Source organism: Rathayibacter sp. VKM Ac-2927 (assembly GCF_022815525.1).
GTDB classification, from domain to species: Bacteria; Actinomycetota; Actinomycetes; order Actinomycetales; family Microbacteriaceae; genus Rathayibacter; species Rathayibacter festucae.
In genome coordinates this window covers 125583-140283 of sequence record NZ_JALGRT010000002.1, presented here as the reverse complement: position 1 = coordinate 140283, position 14701 = coordinate 125583, and the positions used below count along the sequence as shown (strand labels likewise).

The window sequence follows — 14701 nt, the reverse complement described above, 5'->3', positions numbered from 1 at the left end:
GTCCTGCCCAACCGGCACGCCGTCGGCGGGGGGAGGTCGGCCCGGGCCCAGGCCGGTTCAGGCGCTGAGGAAGGCGTCGACCTCGGCGGGGGAGAGCAGGTGGCGGCGGACCATCAGGGCGGCGCCGCGGACGCCGCCGCCGGTGTCGCCGGAGGCCTGCACGATGTCGAGGGCGCGGGTCGCCAGGGGGAGGGAGCGGCGGTAGACCACCTCGCGGACGCCGGCGAGGACCTCGTGGCTCGCCTCCGCGATGCTGCCGCCGATGACGATGACGGAGGGGTTGAGCAGGTTGACGCAGGTCGCGAGCACCTCGCCGAGGTCGCGGCCGGCGGCGCGGGTCAGCTCGACGGTGGTCGGCTCGCCGGCGGTGAGCAGGGCGACGACGTCGGAGGTCCGGGCGACCGGGAGGCCGGCGGCGGTGTGCAGGCCCGCGGCGGTGAGGCGGCGGGCGATGGCCGAGCCGCTCGCGATCGCCTCGAGGTCGGCCTCGCCGCGATCGCCGGGCACCTGCACGTGGCCGAGGTCGCCCGCCGCGCCGAGGGCGCCGCGCTGGAGGGCGCCGCCGCTGACGATGCCGGCGCCGATGCCGGTGGAGACCTTCACGTAGAGGAGGTCGTCGACGTCGGCGTAGTGGGCGGCGTGCTCGCCGAGCGCGAGCAGGTTCACGTCGTTGTCGACGAGGACGGGGACGGCGAGGCGGCGGCCGACCGCGGCGGGGATGTCGAAGCGGTCCCAGCCGGGCATGATCGGCGGCTTCACCGGGCGGCCGGTCGCGTGCTCGACCGGGCCGGGGACGCCGACGCCGACGCCCGCGAGCGGACCGGCGCCGGGGGTCTGCGCGAGCAGCGCGTCGGCGACGTCGAGGGCGTGGCCGAGGACGACCTGCGGGCCGTCGGCGATCGCGATCGCCTCGCGCCGCTCGGCCAGGACGCGGCCGTCGAGGTCCGTCAGGGCGACGGTGGCGTGCGCGGCACCGAAGTCGATGACGAGGAGGCTGCGCGCGCGGGCGTCGAAGGCGACGCGGCCGGCCGGGCGCCCGCCGGAGGAGGGGGCGTCGTCGCGGCGGGCGACGAGACCCGTCGCGATCAGCGCGTCGAGCTGCGCGGAGACGGCGGCGCGGGGCAGGCCGGTCTCGGCGACGACGTCGGCCCGGGTGCGCGGCGCTCCGTCGGCGAGCAGGAGCAGCAGCTCGCCCACCGCGCTGATCGAGGAGCGGCGGCGCGGGGACATGGGTGGAGTCAACCACAGGGGGGTCGGCTTCTGCGCGTCGGGAGCACGCTTTCCCGCGCCGCGGCGCGGGGTTTTGCTTGGCGGGAAGCAAAAGTCCGCGTAGGGTCGGGGGACCAATGTTCGACGTCGATCAGGAGCACCCCCCGGTGGCCACACCCTCAGACCTCTCCGTCCAGCTCTACTCGGTCCGCGACGCGCTCGCGGAGGACCTGCCGGCCGCGCTGGACCGGCTCGCCGGACTCGGCTTCGCGAACGTCGAGCTCTTCGACCTGGTGAACCGCGCCGACGCCTACCGCTCCGCCCTCCCGGCCGCCGGCCTCACCGCGCCGAGCGCGCACGCCCGGCTGCTCGAGGCCGGGGCGCCGGTCGAGGAGATCCTCGACCTCGCCGCCTCGCTCGGGGTGCAGACCGTGATCGACCCGATGGTCGACCCGGAGCGCTGGACCAGCGCCGACGGCGTGAAGGCCATCGCCGACGAGCTCAACGGGTTCGTCGACTCCGCCGCCTCGCGCGGGCTGGTGCTGGGCTACCACAACCACGCCTTCGAGTTCGAGAACCGCGTCGACGGCCGCAGCGCCTTCGAGCACCTCGCCGGCCTGCTCGACCCGCGCATCGTCCTCGAGCTGGACACCTACTGGGCCGCGGTCGGCGGTGACGACCCGGTCGAGGTGCTCGGCCGCCTCGGTGACCGGGTGCAGTTCCTGCACGTGAAGGACGGGCCGATCTCGAAGGAGACGTTCGAGCAGCTGCCCGCGGGCGAGGGGGCGATGGACGTTCCGGCGATCCTCGCCGCGGCCCCGCAGGCCCTGGCCGTCCTCGAGTTCGACGCCTACGCGGGCGACGTCTTCGAGGGCCTCGCCTCCGGCCTCCGCTACGTCTCGGAGCTCGGCGCATGAGCGGCGCGGGGCGCGTCGGCGTCGGCGTCATCGGCGCCGGCAACATCAGCACGCAGTACCTGACCAACCTCACCGTCTTCCCCGACCTCGAGGTCCTCTTCGTCGCGGACATCGACCTCGACCGCGCGCAGGCGCAGGCGGAGGCGTTCGGCGTGCCGGCCTCGGGCACGGTGGACGAGCTGCTCGCGCACCCCGGCATCGAGATCGTGGTGAACCTCACGATCCCGGCCGCGCACGTCGAGGTGGCGCGCCAGGCCGTCGAGGCGGGCAAGCACGTCTGGACCGAGAAGCCGTTCTCGCTCGATCGCGACAGCGGCGTCGAGCTGCTCGCGCTCGCGAAGGAGAAGGGGCTGCGCGTCGCGACGGCGCCCGACACCTTCCTCGGCGCCGGCCTGCAGACCGCGCAGCGCCTCATCGAGGGCGGAGCCATCGGCACACCGCTCTCGGCGATCACGCTCTTCCAGGGCCCCGGCCCCGAGGGCTGGCACCCGAACCCCGAGTTCTTCTTCACCACCGGCGGCGGACCGCTGCTGGACATGGGGCCGTACTACATCACGACCCTCGTGCAGAACCTCGGCCCGGTCGAGAGCGTGACCGCGGTCTCCTCGCAGGCCCGGGCCACCCGGACGGTCGGCTCCGGCCCACGCGAGGGCACCGAGTTCCCCGTGACGATCCCGACGCACATCGGCGGGCTCCTGCGCTTCGAGTCCGGCGCCTCGGCGCAGGGCGTCTGGAGCTTCGAGTCGAGCCTGCCGCGGATGGGCTTCGTCGAGATCAACGGCTCCGAGGGCACCCTCGTGCTCCCCGACCCGAACATGCACGACGGCGAGCTGACGCTGTACCGGCGCGGCGAGTCCGAGCCGGAGGTCGTGCAGGCGACCGGCTCGACCGCCTCGCGCGGCACCGGCGTGCTCGAGCTCGCGCGCGCGATCCGCGCCGACCGTCCCGAGGCGGCCTCGGGCGATCTGGCCTACCACGTGACCGACGTGATGCTGTCGCTGCTCGAGGCCGCCGAGACCGGCGAGAAGGTGCTCGTCGAGAGCACCGTCGCGCCGCGCCCCGCTCTGCCCGAGGACTGGGACCCGAGCGAAGCGACGCTCGTCTGATGGGCGGACCCCTGCGGGTCGGCGTGCTCGGCGGCGGCTTCATGGCCGCCGTGCACAGCCGGGCGGCCCGCAGTGCGGGCGCGGTGCTCGCGGGCATCGCCTCCTCCAGCCCGGCGAAGGGCGAGCGGGCGGCCGGCGAGCTCGGCTTCGAGGTCGCCTACGACAACGCTCGCGCGCTGATCGAGGACGACTCGATCGACGTGGTGCACGTCTGCACGCCGAACGGGACGCACGCCGAGCTCGCCCTGGCGGCGATCGCGGCGGGCAAGCACGTGGTCTGCGAGAAGCCGCTCGCGGCGACGACGGCGGAGGCGATTGCGCTCGTCGACGCCGCGTCGGCCGCCGGAGTGGTCGCCACGGTGCCGTTCGCCTACCGGTTCCACCCGATGGTGCGCGAGGCGCGGGCGCGGGTCTCGGCCGGTGAGACCGGGCGGCTCGTGACGGTGCGCGGGAGCTATCTGCAGGACTGGCTGCTCGGCGCCTCCGACGACAACTGGCGGGTCGACCCGGCGGCGGGCGGGCGCTCGCGCGCCTTCGCCGACATCGGCTCGCACCTGGTCGATCTGCTCGAGTTCGTGACCGGCGAGCGGATCGCGTCGCTCGCGTCGCTCACGAGCACGGTGCACGCGGAGCGCGGCGGGCGTCGGGTCGAGACGGAGGACGCCGCCGGGGTGATCGTCCGCCTCGCGGGCGGCGCCGTCGGCACGCTGCTCGTCTCGCAGGTGACCGCCGGGCACCGGAACGAGCTGGTGCTCGAGGTCTCGGGGCTCGAGGAGTCGCTGCGGTTCGAGCAGGAGCTGCCCGAGACGCTGTGGGTCGGGCGGCGCGACAGCGCGACGCTCGTTCCGCGCGACGGGTCGATCCTGCGCCCGGATGCGGCGCGGCTCTCGATCGTGCCGAGCGGGCATCCGATGGGCTACCAGGACGCGTTCACCGCGTTCGCCCGGGACACCTACGCCGCCGTCGCGGGTGCCGAGGTCGAGGGTCTGCCGACCTTCGCGGACGGCCTGCGCGCCGCCCGCATCACCGACGCCGTCCTCGACGCCTCGGCGGCGGGCGCCTGGGTGGACGTCCCGGCCTCGCCGCCTCCGCGAGACGCCACTTGTGCACGCTTTTCACGGCGTGTCGCGTGCACAAGTGGCATCTCGCGGGAGTCCGGCTTACGCGGACTCGGCGTCCTTCGCGGCTCGCTCGGACTTGAGGCGGGCCTGCTCGCGGCGGACCTCGGCGTAGGAGTTCTGCTCGACGCGGAGCCACTCGGGGACCTCGTCGAGGAGGGCCTGGATCTGCTCGGTGGTCAGCGCCTCGTCGATGCCGCCGCGGGCGAGGCCCGAGATCGAGACGTTCAGGCGCGAGGCGATCACGGGGCGCGGGTGCGGGCCGGTCTCGCGGAGCGTCGTCAGCCACTCGGGCGGGTTCGCGACGAGGTCGTCGTACTGCTCGCGGGTGATCGCCGACTCCTGGAACTCCTCCGGAGTCGCGGGGAGGAAGATCTGGAGCTTCTTCGCCGCGGTCGCAGCCTTCATCGTCTGTGTCGCCTTGGCCATGCGGCAACCCTACCGGTGGGCGCGCAGGACCTACCCTGGACGGATGAGCGACGAGCCGGACCCCCGCGAGCAGCCGGCACCCCGCGAGGACGCGGTCGGCCTGGACGACGGGGCCGATGCCGCTGAGACGGACCTCGAGATGCCGGAGCCGGACGACGTCGAGCCCGACGCCACCGAGCCCGTTGACGCCGAGCCGGAGGGCGCCGAGCCCGAGGGCCCCGCGCTCCTGATCGCCCTGGTGCCCGGCGTCACGCCGACCAAGTGGACCCGGGTCTGGTCCGAGCGCCGCCCCGACCTGCGGCTCCGCGTGCTCCCGATCGCGGAGAGCGAGCAGGAGGAGGTGCTGCGCGACGGCCGCGCCCAGATCGTCTTCGTGCGCGGGGACGTGCGCAGTGACTCCGTCAGCTCGATCCTGCTCTACGAGGAGCAGCCCGTCGCGATCCTGCCCCGCGAGCACGCGTTCGCCGACGCCGAGGAGATGGACGTCGCCGACCTCTCCGACGAGCACCTGCTGCAGGAGCCGGAGACGGTGCCGGAGTGGGCGGCGCTCGCCGCGGAGATCGCGGACGGCACCCGCCGGGCGCTGCCGCGGATGGCCGGCCTCGACGACGCCGTCGAGCAGGTCGCGGCCGGAGTCGGCGTGCTGATCGTGCCGCAGTCCGTCGCCCGCGTGCACAGCCGGAAGGACGTGCGGGTCGTCCCCGTCACCGGAGTCGCGCCCACGAGCGTCCGGCTCGCCTGGGCGACCGAGGACAAGACCGACGACGTCGAGGACTTCATCGGCGTGGTCCGCGGCCGCAGCGCGAACACCACGCGCGGCACCGCGGCGACGCCGAAGGTCGAGTCGCGGGCGAAGGCGGCGAAGGCGAAGGCCCGCGAGGCGCGGGAGAAGCTGGAGAAGGCCGGCGGCGGGAAGAAGAAGCCCGCCCGCCCCGGCGGTACCGCGCGGCCGGCGGTGCGGCGGACCCGGAAGCCCCGTGGGCGCTGAGCTCGACGGGGTTCCGCGCTGGAGCCTCCGGGCGGGGCGGCTCGACGACGCCCCGGTGATCGCCGAGCTGCGCGCCGTCGTGATGCGGCCCGACCTCGAGCGGCTCGACCGCTACGACGAGCACCGGGTGCGGCACCGCTTCCTGGACGGCTACCGGCCCGAGCACACCCGCGTGATCGAGGCGGACGGCCAGGTCGTCGGCTGCATCGCGTCGCGCCTCGAGGACGACGCGGTCTGGATCGAGCACTTCTACCTCGCGACCGCCGCGCAGGGGCGCGGGATCGGCGGGGCGGTCCTCCGGCGGGTGATGCTCGAGGACGGGCGCGCCGACCGGCCCTTCCGCCTCGACGTGCTGCGGGGGAGCGCCGCGCGCCGGCTCTACGAGCGGCACGGCTTCCGCTGGGAGCGGCCCGAGGGGGAGTGGGACGAGATCCTCGTCGCGCCGCCGCTCACTGCTGCGGCGGGCTGAGCACACCTCCGGGGCACCTCCGGCTCGCGGAATCGGCTCCGGCTCGCGGGAATCGGCCGGTTCGACGAGCCGGACGAGGTTCTGCGTGCCGGAGGTCCACCGGTGGGTGTGCTCCCGGCCGGCGGGGCTAGGGTGCGCAGATGCCCACGAGCGATGAGACCTGGACCCTGGCCGACCACGATGTACCGGTGTACTGCAGCGGAGAGGGCGGGCGCGTCCTGATCCTGATCCACGAGGTGTGGGGGGTCGACGGCCACATCCGCTCGGTCGCCGACCGCTACGCGGCAGAGGGCTTCCGCATCGTCGCGCCCGAGCTGCTCGCCGACAGCGGGCTGCTCGAGCAGCTCGAGACCGAGCAGCGCGCGGACTACGACCACCCGGTGCGCCGGCTGCCGCGCCAGGTGGAGCTGCGGACGTTCTTCGCCCCGGTGTTCACGCCGCAGCACGCGGTGCGGACGATCGCGATCCTCCGGGCGCTGGTCGAGCGGCTCCTGCGAGAGGAGGGGACGACGAGCGTCTCGGTCACCGGCTTCTGCTACGGCGGGACCTTCAGCTGGGCCCTCGCGCTCGCGGAGCCGCGCGTGGCCGCGGCGGTGCCGTTCTACGGGCACAACACGGCCTCGGCGGAGGAGCTCGGCTCGCTGCGCGTGCCGGTCCTCGCATTCTACGGCGACCAGGACGAACCGCTGATGGCGCAGGTCCCCGGGATCCGCGAGGCGACCGCGGGCAAGGACGTGGAGATCGTCGTGTATCCGGGAGCCGGGCACGCGTTCTTCAACGACGCGAACGAGGGCATGTACCGGGCGGACGCGGCGACGGACGCGTGGCCGCGTGCGCTGGCGTTCCTGCGGGAGCACGCGGGCTGAGGCGGGGCCTCAGCGGGAGGCGCGGCCGACCGAGGAGCAGGCGCTTTCTGCTGGTCGAGTAGCGCGCAGCGCGTATCGAGACCCGCTGTTCGAACGGTGGTGGATCTCGATACGCCCGCTGCGCGGGCTGCTCGATCAGCATGGGCTCAGGCGACGTCGCGGACGTGGCCGTTCTTGAGGTGCAGGCGACGCTGGGCGCGACGGGCGACGGCGGAGTCGTGGGTGACGATGACGAGGGTGAGGCCGAGGTCCTTCCAGAGGGTCTCGAGCAGGGTCATGATGTCGTCGCGGGTGTCCTCGTCGAGGGCGCCGGTCGGCTCGTCGGCGAGGAGCACCGTCGGGTTCTTGACCAGTGCGCGGGCGATCGCGACGCGCTGCTGCTGACCGCCGGAGAGCTCGGCGGGCAGGTGGTCGAGCCGGTCCGCGAGGCCGACGGAGGCGAGGGCCGCCTTCGCCCGCTCGGCCCGCTCCGCCCGCGGGATGCGCTGCGGAGCGAGGGCCGTCTCGACGTTCTCGAGCGCGGTGAGCGTCGGGATCAGATTGAAGCTCTGGAAGACGATCCCCACCTCCCGCGCCCGGATCGCGGCGAGGCGCGCGTCGCCCGCCGAGGAGATCTCGTGCTCGCCGAGGACGACGGTGCCCGAGGTGGGCCGGTCGAGCGCGCCGAGCATCTGCAGCAGCGTCGACTTGCCGCCGCCGGTCGGGCCCTGGATCGCGACCATCTGCCCGTCCGGGATCGTGAGGGTGACGTCCTTCAGCGCGGTGACCGTCGTCTTCGCTCCGTCGTAGCTCTTGGTGACGTTCGTGAGGGTGTACATGCGGGTGTCCTTCCGGGGACGAGGAGTCGAGGAGACGAGGAGACGAGGGGGTCAGCCGACCGAGCGGAGCGCGGCCGCGGGGCGCAGGCGCGAGGCGCGCCAGCCGCCGAGGGCTCCGGCGAGGAGTCCGCCGAGGACGGCGAGGCCGACCGCGAGCAGGATGACCGGCACGGTGACGGGGAGCGAGAGCGCCACCTCGGTGGCCGCGGCGGTCTGCGCGGCGCCGGGGCCGCCTCCGCCGAAGCCGCCGCCGGGACCGCCGGCGCCCATCGCCGAGGTGGTGGTGGAGGTGCCCGAGAGGGTGGGCGCGATCAGATTCACGATCGTGACGCCGACGAGCCCGAGGACGATGCCCGCGGCGCCGCCGATCAGCCCCTGGACGACGGACTCGCCGGCCACCTGGCGGACGATCGCGCCGTTGCTCCAGCCGATCGCCTTGAGCGTGCCGAACTCGCGGGTGCGCCGGGTGACGCCCGAGACGGTGAACAGGATCGCGATCAGGAACGCGGCGGCGAGGACCAGCAGCGAGAGCCAGGTGCCGAGGTTCGCCACGAGGCTGCCCGCCGTGGAGAGCGAGCCGGAGACGCTCGAGGCGAGGTCGGCCTGCGTCGAGACGGTCGCGTCGGGCAGCGCGGTCTGCAGGGCGGTCTGGATCGAGGAGATGTCCTCGGAGGAGGCGGCCTGGACGTAGACGGAGGAGATCAGTCCGGCCTGGCCGGAGAGGGTCTGGGCGACGTCGAGCGGGATGTACGTGTCGGAGGCGGTGCTCGCGTCCGTGGAGTCGGTCGTGACGATGCCGATCACGCTGAAGTCGGTGCCGCCGATGTCGACGGTCGAGCCGACGGACAGCGCGGCCGTGGTCGCGTAGGAGGAGTCGACGACGACGACGTTCTGGCCCGCGTCGTCCGCGGTGAACGTGCGGCCGTCGGTGAGGCTCACGTCGGCCAGGGGGCCGATCGCGGAGCCGGCCGGGTCGAGGCCGAGCACCGAGAAGGAGTCGACGCCGAAGGAGGAGCCTCCCGCGCCGTCCGGGCCGCCCGTGGGCGCCTCGCCGGCCGCCGGAGCGGTGCCTGCGGCGCCCTGACCCGCGGTGCCGCCGGTGCCGCTGGTGCCGCCCTGCTGGGCGGAGTCGGGCAGCTGTCCGCTGAAGGTCGTGTTGTTCAGCGCGAGGACGCCGATCGCGGCGGAGACGTCGGTCACGCCCTGCGCGGTGGCGACGGCCGAGGCGTCGAAGGTGGTCGTGCCGCGGTCGGCCTCGAGGCGCGACTGGCTGACGGAGGTGGTGCCGTCGTCGGTCGTCCCGTCGGTCGAGCCGAAGTCGAAGCGCTGGCCGGGGGCCTGCCCCTCCGTCGGGGCGACGGCGGCCTGGGTGACGGTGATGTCGGTGCCGACGCCGTAGACGGACTCGAGGACCGAGGCCTGGGCGCTGCGGACTCCGGCGGAGAACGAGGTGACGAGGATCACGAGGGCGATGGCGAGCGCCATTCCGGCGGCGATGATCATCGTCTGCCGGCGGCGGTTGGTCAGCTCTCGCCGGAGATAGGTGGCGAACATGGCGTCCTTCGGTCGGGGAGGCCGAGCGGTGGGGTCCGCTCGACGTCCCGACAGTAGGAAGGCGCGCTATGCGGCTCGTCTCGGTCGTCTATGAGTCGCCGATGTGCGCCGCCGGGCCCGTCGGCTCGCCATGGGGTGCCGTGCCGGTCAGCGCCGCTCCGCGCCGGGACGGAGGAGCCCGGCGACCAGCTCGAAGGTCCGCTCCGGCGCCTCGAGGTGCAGGTCGTGGTGCACGCCGGGGACGCGCCGCACGCCCCAGCCCGCCGCCTCGAGCCGGTCGACGACGGCATCGGGCAGCACGGCGGGCGAGTCGTCGGAGAGCACGAGGACCGACGGCACGGCCGGAGCGCCGACCGCGACCGGGTGGAAGGCGACGTCGCGGAAGACGCCGATCGCCATCGAGGCGTCGAACCGGCCGCGCGCGTCGTCCAGCGCGGCGCGGATCTCCGGCGGGTAGCCGCGGCGCACCGCGGCCCCCTTGCGGGCCTGCACCAGGCCGGCGACGCCCATCGTGAGCTGCGGGACCGCCCAGAACAGCCGCCCCGCGATTCCGGCGGTGGGCAGCGCGAGCGCGAAGCCCGGATCGAGGTAGACCGCCTGCGCGGGGCGGAGGCGCGGCACCGCGCGCACCAGCACCGCGCCGCCGAGCGAGTGCCCGACGACGCCGTCCAGGCCCGCCGGCAGGGTCTCGACGAGGTCGTCGGCGAAGTCGTCGAGGCGGTAGCGGGAGGCGCGGTCGCTGAGGCCGTGCCCGCGGAGGTCGACCGTGGTGACGGTGTACTCGCCGGTCGCGACCAGCCGCTCGGCGAGCGGCGCCCAGGTCGCCCCGTCGGCGCCGAGGCCGTGGACGAGGGCCAGCCGGCGCTCGCCGTCTCCGGTCGTCGTGGTGTGGAGTCGCATCGGTCCGTCTTTCTCGAGGGGCGGCCAGGGGAGCAGGGGGCGGCGGACGCAGGTCGGCCCCGGGACCCCGCCGCGGGTCCCGGGGCCGTGCCGGTCAGCGGACCGACTTGATCGGGATCACCGCGAGCGCTCCGAGCACCACGAACACGATGCCCGAGACGAACAGCACGGGGTAGCCGCCGGTGAGCGAGACGAGCCCGGCCGCGATCGAGGGGCTGAGCGCTTGGGGGAGCGTCGTGGCGAGGCCGAGGATGGCGAGGTCGCGGCCCGCGGTGCTGGCGCCGGAGGTCATCGAGACGGGCAGCACCTCGGTCATCAGGGCGAGGTCGATCGAGATGTAGGCGCCGAAGCCGAGGCCGAGCAGGAAGCTGTAGATCAGGATGCCGGTGGTGGTCGGCAGCACCAGCGGGACGGCGAGGCCGATCGCCATGATCACCGAGGCCCAGACGATGAAGGGCTTGCGGCGCCCGATCCGGTCGGACAGCACTCCGCTGGTGAGCGCGGAGATCAGCACGCCGAGCAGGAGGACGATGCCGATCTGCGCGGCGAAGCCGTTGGACGCCTCGTCGCTGAGGCCGATGTAGTCGCGCAGGATGTAGAGCCCGAAGGTCTGCGCGCCGTAGAAGCCGATGACCATCAGGAAGCGCGCCGCGAAGGCCCAGGCGAAGTCGGGGTGCTTGCGGGGGTCGACCCAGAAGCCGCGGAGGAACTCGCCGAGGGTCTGGCGGGGCGCGGCGACGTCGTCGCGGCTGGAGCGGTCGGGGTCGACCACGACGAAGAGCGCGACGATCACGAGCAGGAGCACGGCGAGGACGACGTAGGGCAGGGCGCCCGAGCCGACCGTGGAGCCGGCGATGACGGCGCCGGCCGCGTTGCCGACGGTGATGCCGAGGCCGATCATGCCGGAGACGCCGCCGCGCTTGGCCGCGGGGAAGCGGTCGGGCACCAGGGCGGTCGCGGCGGCCTGCAGGGCGTTGAGGCCGAGCTGGACCACGAGCCAGATCACGGCGACCATGACCACCGAGCTCGCCAGCGGGAGGCCGAGGACGAAGCCGCCCGCGAGCAGCGCCCCGCCGATCATCCAGGGGGAGCGGCGGCCGAAGCGCGAGCGGGTCGCGTCCGACAGTGCGCCGGCGATCGGCTGCGCGAAGACGTTGGCGAGGAAGGCGACCGTGGTGACGATCGCGAGGTTGCCGATCTTGTTCGCGGCGTCGAGGTCGGCGACGAGGTTCGGGATGAGGATGCCGAGCCCGCCGGAGTTGATCGCGAGGATCGCGACGTAGACGAGGGCGAGGCCGACCGAGAGCCGGCGCAGCCGGAGCGGTCCGGTGAGGACGGGCGGGGTGTCGGCGACGGCGGCGGGGCCGGCGCTGCCGGGCGTCGGCGCGACGTCGGAGAGGCCGTGATCGGGGTGGGGAACGACGTTGTTCATGGGGAGCTCCTGAGCTGGGGGCGGCGGTACCGCTCGGGGACGCTCCACTCTCGGTCCTCCCCGCCCTCGCCGACAATGGACGGACCTTCCACTCTCGAGCCGCAGGGTGGAGGATGCCTCCATGGCACGGCAGCAGTGGCTCGACCTCCTCGCGGACCAGGCCGACCTGCCCGCGCTCGAGGCGCACCGCGTCGCGCTGCTGGCGGCGGGCGCCGAGGAGTCCGTCGTCGACGCCGAGGCGCGCGCGGCCGTCGAGATCGCGGTGCTGCTGCAGGAGCGGCGCCACCGCGCGGTCGAGCTGGCGGCACTGAACGACATCGCCGGCCGGCTCGCCTCCGTCGCCGATCCGGGCGAGCTGCTGGTCGAGGTGGTCGACCAGGCCCGGCGGCTGCTGGGCGTCGACCTGACCTACGTGGTGCTGATCGCCGAGGACGACCTCGAGATCCGGGTCGCCAGCGGGGACCGCTCGGCGCACCTGGTCGGCGTGCGCCTGCCGAGCTCGGCCGGGCTCGTCGGCGCCGTGCTCGAGGCGGGAGCGCCCCGGTGGACCTCGGACTACGCGGCGGACGAGACCCTCGTGCACGAGCCGCGCGCCGATCGCGCCGCCGCCGCCGAGTCGATCCGCGGCCTGCTCGGCGTGCCGCTCAGCGTGCGCGGGCAGATCCTCGGCGTGCTGCTCGCCGCCAAGCGGGAGGAGCGGCGCTTCGGGCAGCACGAGATCAGCCTGCTGACGGCGCTCGCCGCGCACGCCGCGGTCGCGCTCGACAACGCCAGCAGAGCGCAGGAGCTGCGGGACGCGCGCGACGGGCTGGCGGCGACGCTGCGCCTGGACGCCGAGCTCACCGCGGCCGTGCTCGCGGGCGGCGACCCCGACTCCCTCGTCGAGCGGGTGCGGGCGATGACGGACGCGCCGGTGCGCTGGTTCGCGCACCCCGGCGCCGGGCCGATCGGGGCGGCGCTCGCCCGGGCGGGCGAGTCGGGCGATCCGGGCCGGATCCGGGTGGGAGACGCGCTCGTGCAGCCGGTGCTGGCGGCGGGCACCCTCTTCGGCGCGCTGGTCGTCGACGACGCGGAGCCCGCCGACTCCGCTGCACCCGCCGTCGATGCGGCGCTGCTCGTCGAGCGCGCCGCTCCGCTGATCGCGCTGACCCTCGCCGGCGCTCGGGCGACCGCCCGCGCGGTGCAGCTCGGCCGCGACATCGCCACGATCGACCTGCTCAGCCGGAGCGAGGAGGACCCGGCCGCCGAGAGCCGGCGCTGGTGGGGAGCGGGCCTCGATCCCCGTCGGGCGCACCTCGTGGTGGTCGCGGGCGGCGACCCCGAGCGCGCCCGGCGGTACGTGGCGGGCCTGCGCCTCGGCGAGCGCGTCGCCTCGGCGGTGCACCGCGGTCAGCTGGTGCTCGTCGTCCCCGCCGACCTCGACCTGTCTCTGCGCTGGGGCGGCGAGGAGGCACCGGCGGCGGGCCTGGCCGGGCCGGTGCTCGAGCCCGCGGGGCTGCGCGCGGCGCACGCGGAGGCCAGCCGGACCGCGCGGGTCATGACGACGCTCGGCCGGACGGCCGTGCTGGCGCGGGCGGCCGACCTCGGCGTCTTCGCGGTCCTGCTCAGCCGCACCGGCCGGCAGGAGCTGCGCGACCAGACGGCGCGCGAGCTGGGACCGGTGCTCGCCGAGGAGGCCGCGCGCGGCGTCCCGCTGCTCCGGACGCTCGAGGTGTTCCTCGACCAGGGCCGCCGGCCCACGGCCACCGCAGCGGCGCTGCGCGTGCACGTCAACACCGTCTATCAGCGGCTCGCGGCGCTCGACCGGCTGCTCGGCCGGGAGTGGCGGGGGCGGGCGCTGGAGCTCCAGGTGCTGCTGCGGTTGCGGCGCGCCGCGGAGGACCTCGACGACGCCTGAACCGGCGGGACGTCCGGAGACGCGACCGGCGGGGGAACCGTCCGAGGCCGACAGCGGCGCGCTGTTTCGCGACGCCTGATCGGCCTCCTCGGCGGGTCGGCTCGCCTCGGCGAGGAACGCGACCGAGGCACCGGTCGTCGGAGCGGCGCTCGGTGGCGCCCGGAACGGCGCGGATCCTCGCGCGCGGCCGTGCAGGCGGCTCTCAGCCCGGAGACAGGTTCTGCCGGATTCGAGTGATCCTCGCCGCGTTCGCCGGGATGGATCGAAAGGGGGACAGCTCCCTAGCTTTCCCCTTGTCCGGTCGCGGGGGTCTCCTCCGACGCACGGCCTCCGCTCCGACTCCTCGAAAGGGAACCCGTGCCCGAGAACTCCCTCTCCCGCCGCTCGCTCGCCAAGACCGCCGCCTGGAGCGTGCCGGTCGTCGCCGTCGCCATCGCCACTCCCGCTGCCGCCGCGTCGAACGCGACCGTCGACATCGTCGTCTCGAAGAGCTGCGCGACCATCGGCCTGCTCGGAACCTTCCCCGAGTTCACGATCAGCGCCGCCTCCGGGAACATCCCGGCCGGCACCACCTTCACGCTCTCGGGCCCGTCGCTCGCCGACGTGACGCTGACGGCGACCGCGGCCTCCGTCGGCGTGCTCGTCGGCTCGAACCGCACGATCACGATCGGCAGCGCCACGCCGTCCGCCACGGTGCGCTTCACCGGAGTCCTCGGAGCGTTCGTCGCGACCAACTTCACCCTGTCTCTGGCCAGCGTCCCGGCCGGCTACACGGAGTCGAACGCGGGCAACAACTCCGCCACCGCCCGCCTGACGGGCCTCGGCAACCAGGCCCTCGGCTTCACCGGTCTCTGCAACCTGCTGCCGATCATTCTCTGACCCCACTGCCACAGAAGCGCCAGGACCGGTTCGGGGTCCTGGCGCTTCTGCGTTTCCGGACGCGCTCGCGCCGTCGTTCCCGTCCTCGGGGCTTCCCCCTGCCTCCCGCGCGGCCCTAG

General features: G+C 74.5%; 13 protein-coding genes and 1 pseudogene. 8 read left to right on the top strand and 6 right to left on the bottom strand.

Annotation, left to right across the window (positions count from 1 at the left end):
* Positions 1-57: 57 nt before the first annotated feature.
* Complete coding sequence (locus MT353_RS05875) at positions 58-1230, bottom strand: ROK family protein (protein WP_243581335.1); 1173 nt, start codon at positions 1228-1230, stop codon at positions 58-60.
* Positions 1231-1376: 146 nt separating this feature from the next.
* Here MT353_RS05875 and MT353_RS05870 point away from each other — a divergent pair, with 146 nt between their 5' ends.
* The 3 genes and pseudogenes from MT353_RS05870 to MT353_RS05860 form a co-directional block, all read left to right on the top strand.
* A complete protein-coding gene (locus MT353_RS05870; protein WP_243623836.1) occupies positions 1377-2126 on the top strand; it encodes a sugar phosphate isomerase/epimerase in 750 nt (249 codons plus the stop codon).
* Positions 2123-3232 (top strand): Gfo/Idh/MocA family protein, encoded by a 1110-nt coding sequence (locus MT353_RS05865; protein ID WP_243623835.1) that lies wholly within the window; start codon positions 2123-2125, stop codon positions 3230-3232. Before MT353_RS05870 ends, MT353_RS05865 begins: the two co-directional genes overlap by 4 nt.
* Positions 3232-4293: pseudogene (locus MT353_RS05860) on the top strand (Gfo/Idh/MocA family protein); the annotation flags it as partial. The gene MT353_RS05865 and the pseudogene MT353_RS05860, both read left to right, overlap by 1 nt.
* Before the next feature lie 99 nt (positions 4294-4392).
* Here the strand turns inward: MT353_RS05860 and MT353_RS05855 are convergent.
* On the bottom strand, positions 4393-4758 hold the full coding sequence (locus MT353_RS05855) for a DUF5997 family protein (protein ID WP_374204695.1): 366 nt from the start codon (positions 4756-4758) through the stop codon (positions 4393-4395).
* Positions 4759-4822: 64 nt separating this feature from the next.
* On the opposite strand from MT353_RS05855, the gene MT353_RS05850 reads away from it, so the two are divergent.
* The 3 genes from MT353_RS05850 to MT353_RS05840 all read left to right on the top strand — a co-directional run bounded on the left by MT353_RS05850 (position 4823) and on the right by MT353_RS05840 (position 7102).
* A complete protein-coding gene (locus MT353_RS05850; protein WP_243623834.1) occupies positions 4823-5767 on the top strand; it encodes a LysR family substrate-binding domain-containing protein in 945 nt (314 codons plus the stop codon).
* The gene (locus MT353_RS05845; protein WP_243598356.1) at positions 5757-6236 is read left to right on the top strand and encodes a GNAT family N-acetyltransferase; all 480 of its coding nucleotides are present in this window, start codon (positions 5757-5759) and stop codon (positions 6234-6236) included. The genes MT353_RS05850 and MT353_RS05845 overlap by 11 nt, the downstream gene beginning before the upstream one ends.
* A 140-nt stretch (positions 6237-6376) precedes the next feature.
* Positions 6377-7102, top strand: a complete 726-nt coding sequence (locus MT353_RS05840) for a dienelactone hydrolase family protein (protein ID WP_243623833.1) — start codon at positions 6377-6379, stop codon at positions 7100-7102.
* A gap of 146 nt (positions 7103-7248) precedes the next feature.
* Here MT353_RS05840 and MT353_RS05835 read toward each other — a convergent pair whose 3' ends face one another.
* The 4 genes from MT353_RS05835 to MT353_RS05820 all read right to left on the bottom strand — a co-directional run bounded on the left by MT353_RS05835 (position 7249) and on the right by MT353_RS05820 (position 11806).
* Entirely contained in the window at positions 7249-7920 is a 672-nt protein-coding gene (locus MT353_RS05835) for an ABC transporter ATP-binding protein (protein WP_243598358.1), read from the bottom strand.
* Positions 7921-7971: 51 nt separating this feature from the next.
* Positions 7972-9474: an ABC transporter permease gene (locus tag MT353_RS05830; RefSeq protein ID WP_243598359.1), complete on the bottom strand. Its 1503-nt coding sequence runs from the start codon at positions 9472-9474 to the stop codon at positions 7972-7974.
* A 147-nt stretch (positions 9475-9621) separates the two neighbouring features.
* Positions 9622-10374, bottom strand: a complete 753-nt coding sequence (locus MT353_RS05825) for an alpha/beta fold hydrolase (protein WP_243598360.1) — start codon at positions 10372-10374, stop codon at positions 9622-9624.
* A 94-nt stretch (positions 10375-10468) separates the two neighbouring features.
* Positions 10469-11806 (bottom strand): MFS transporter, encoded by a 1338-nt coding sequence (locus MT353_RS05820; protein ID WP_243623832.1) that lies wholly within the window; start codon positions 11804-11806, stop codon positions 10469-10471.
* A 121-nt stretch (positions 11807-11927) separates the two neighbouring features.
* Between MT353_RS05820 and MT353_RS05815 the strand changes: the two genes are divergently transcribed.
* Together MT353_RS05815 and MT353_RS05810 are read left to right on the top strand one after the other, a co-directional pair.
* Positions 11928-13703, top strand: coding sequence for a GAF domain-containing protein (locus MT353_RS05815; RefSeq protein WP_243623831.1), 1776 nt, complete (start codon positions 11928-11930; stop codon positions 13701-13703).
* 357 nt (positions 13704-14060) lie between these two features.
* Positions 14061-14582 (top strand): hypothetical protein, encoded by a 522-nt coding sequence (locus tag MT353_RS05810; protein ID WP_243598362.1) that lies wholly within the window; start codon positions 14061-14063, stop codon positions 14580-14582.
* Positions 14583-14701 lie beyond the last annotated feature (119 nt).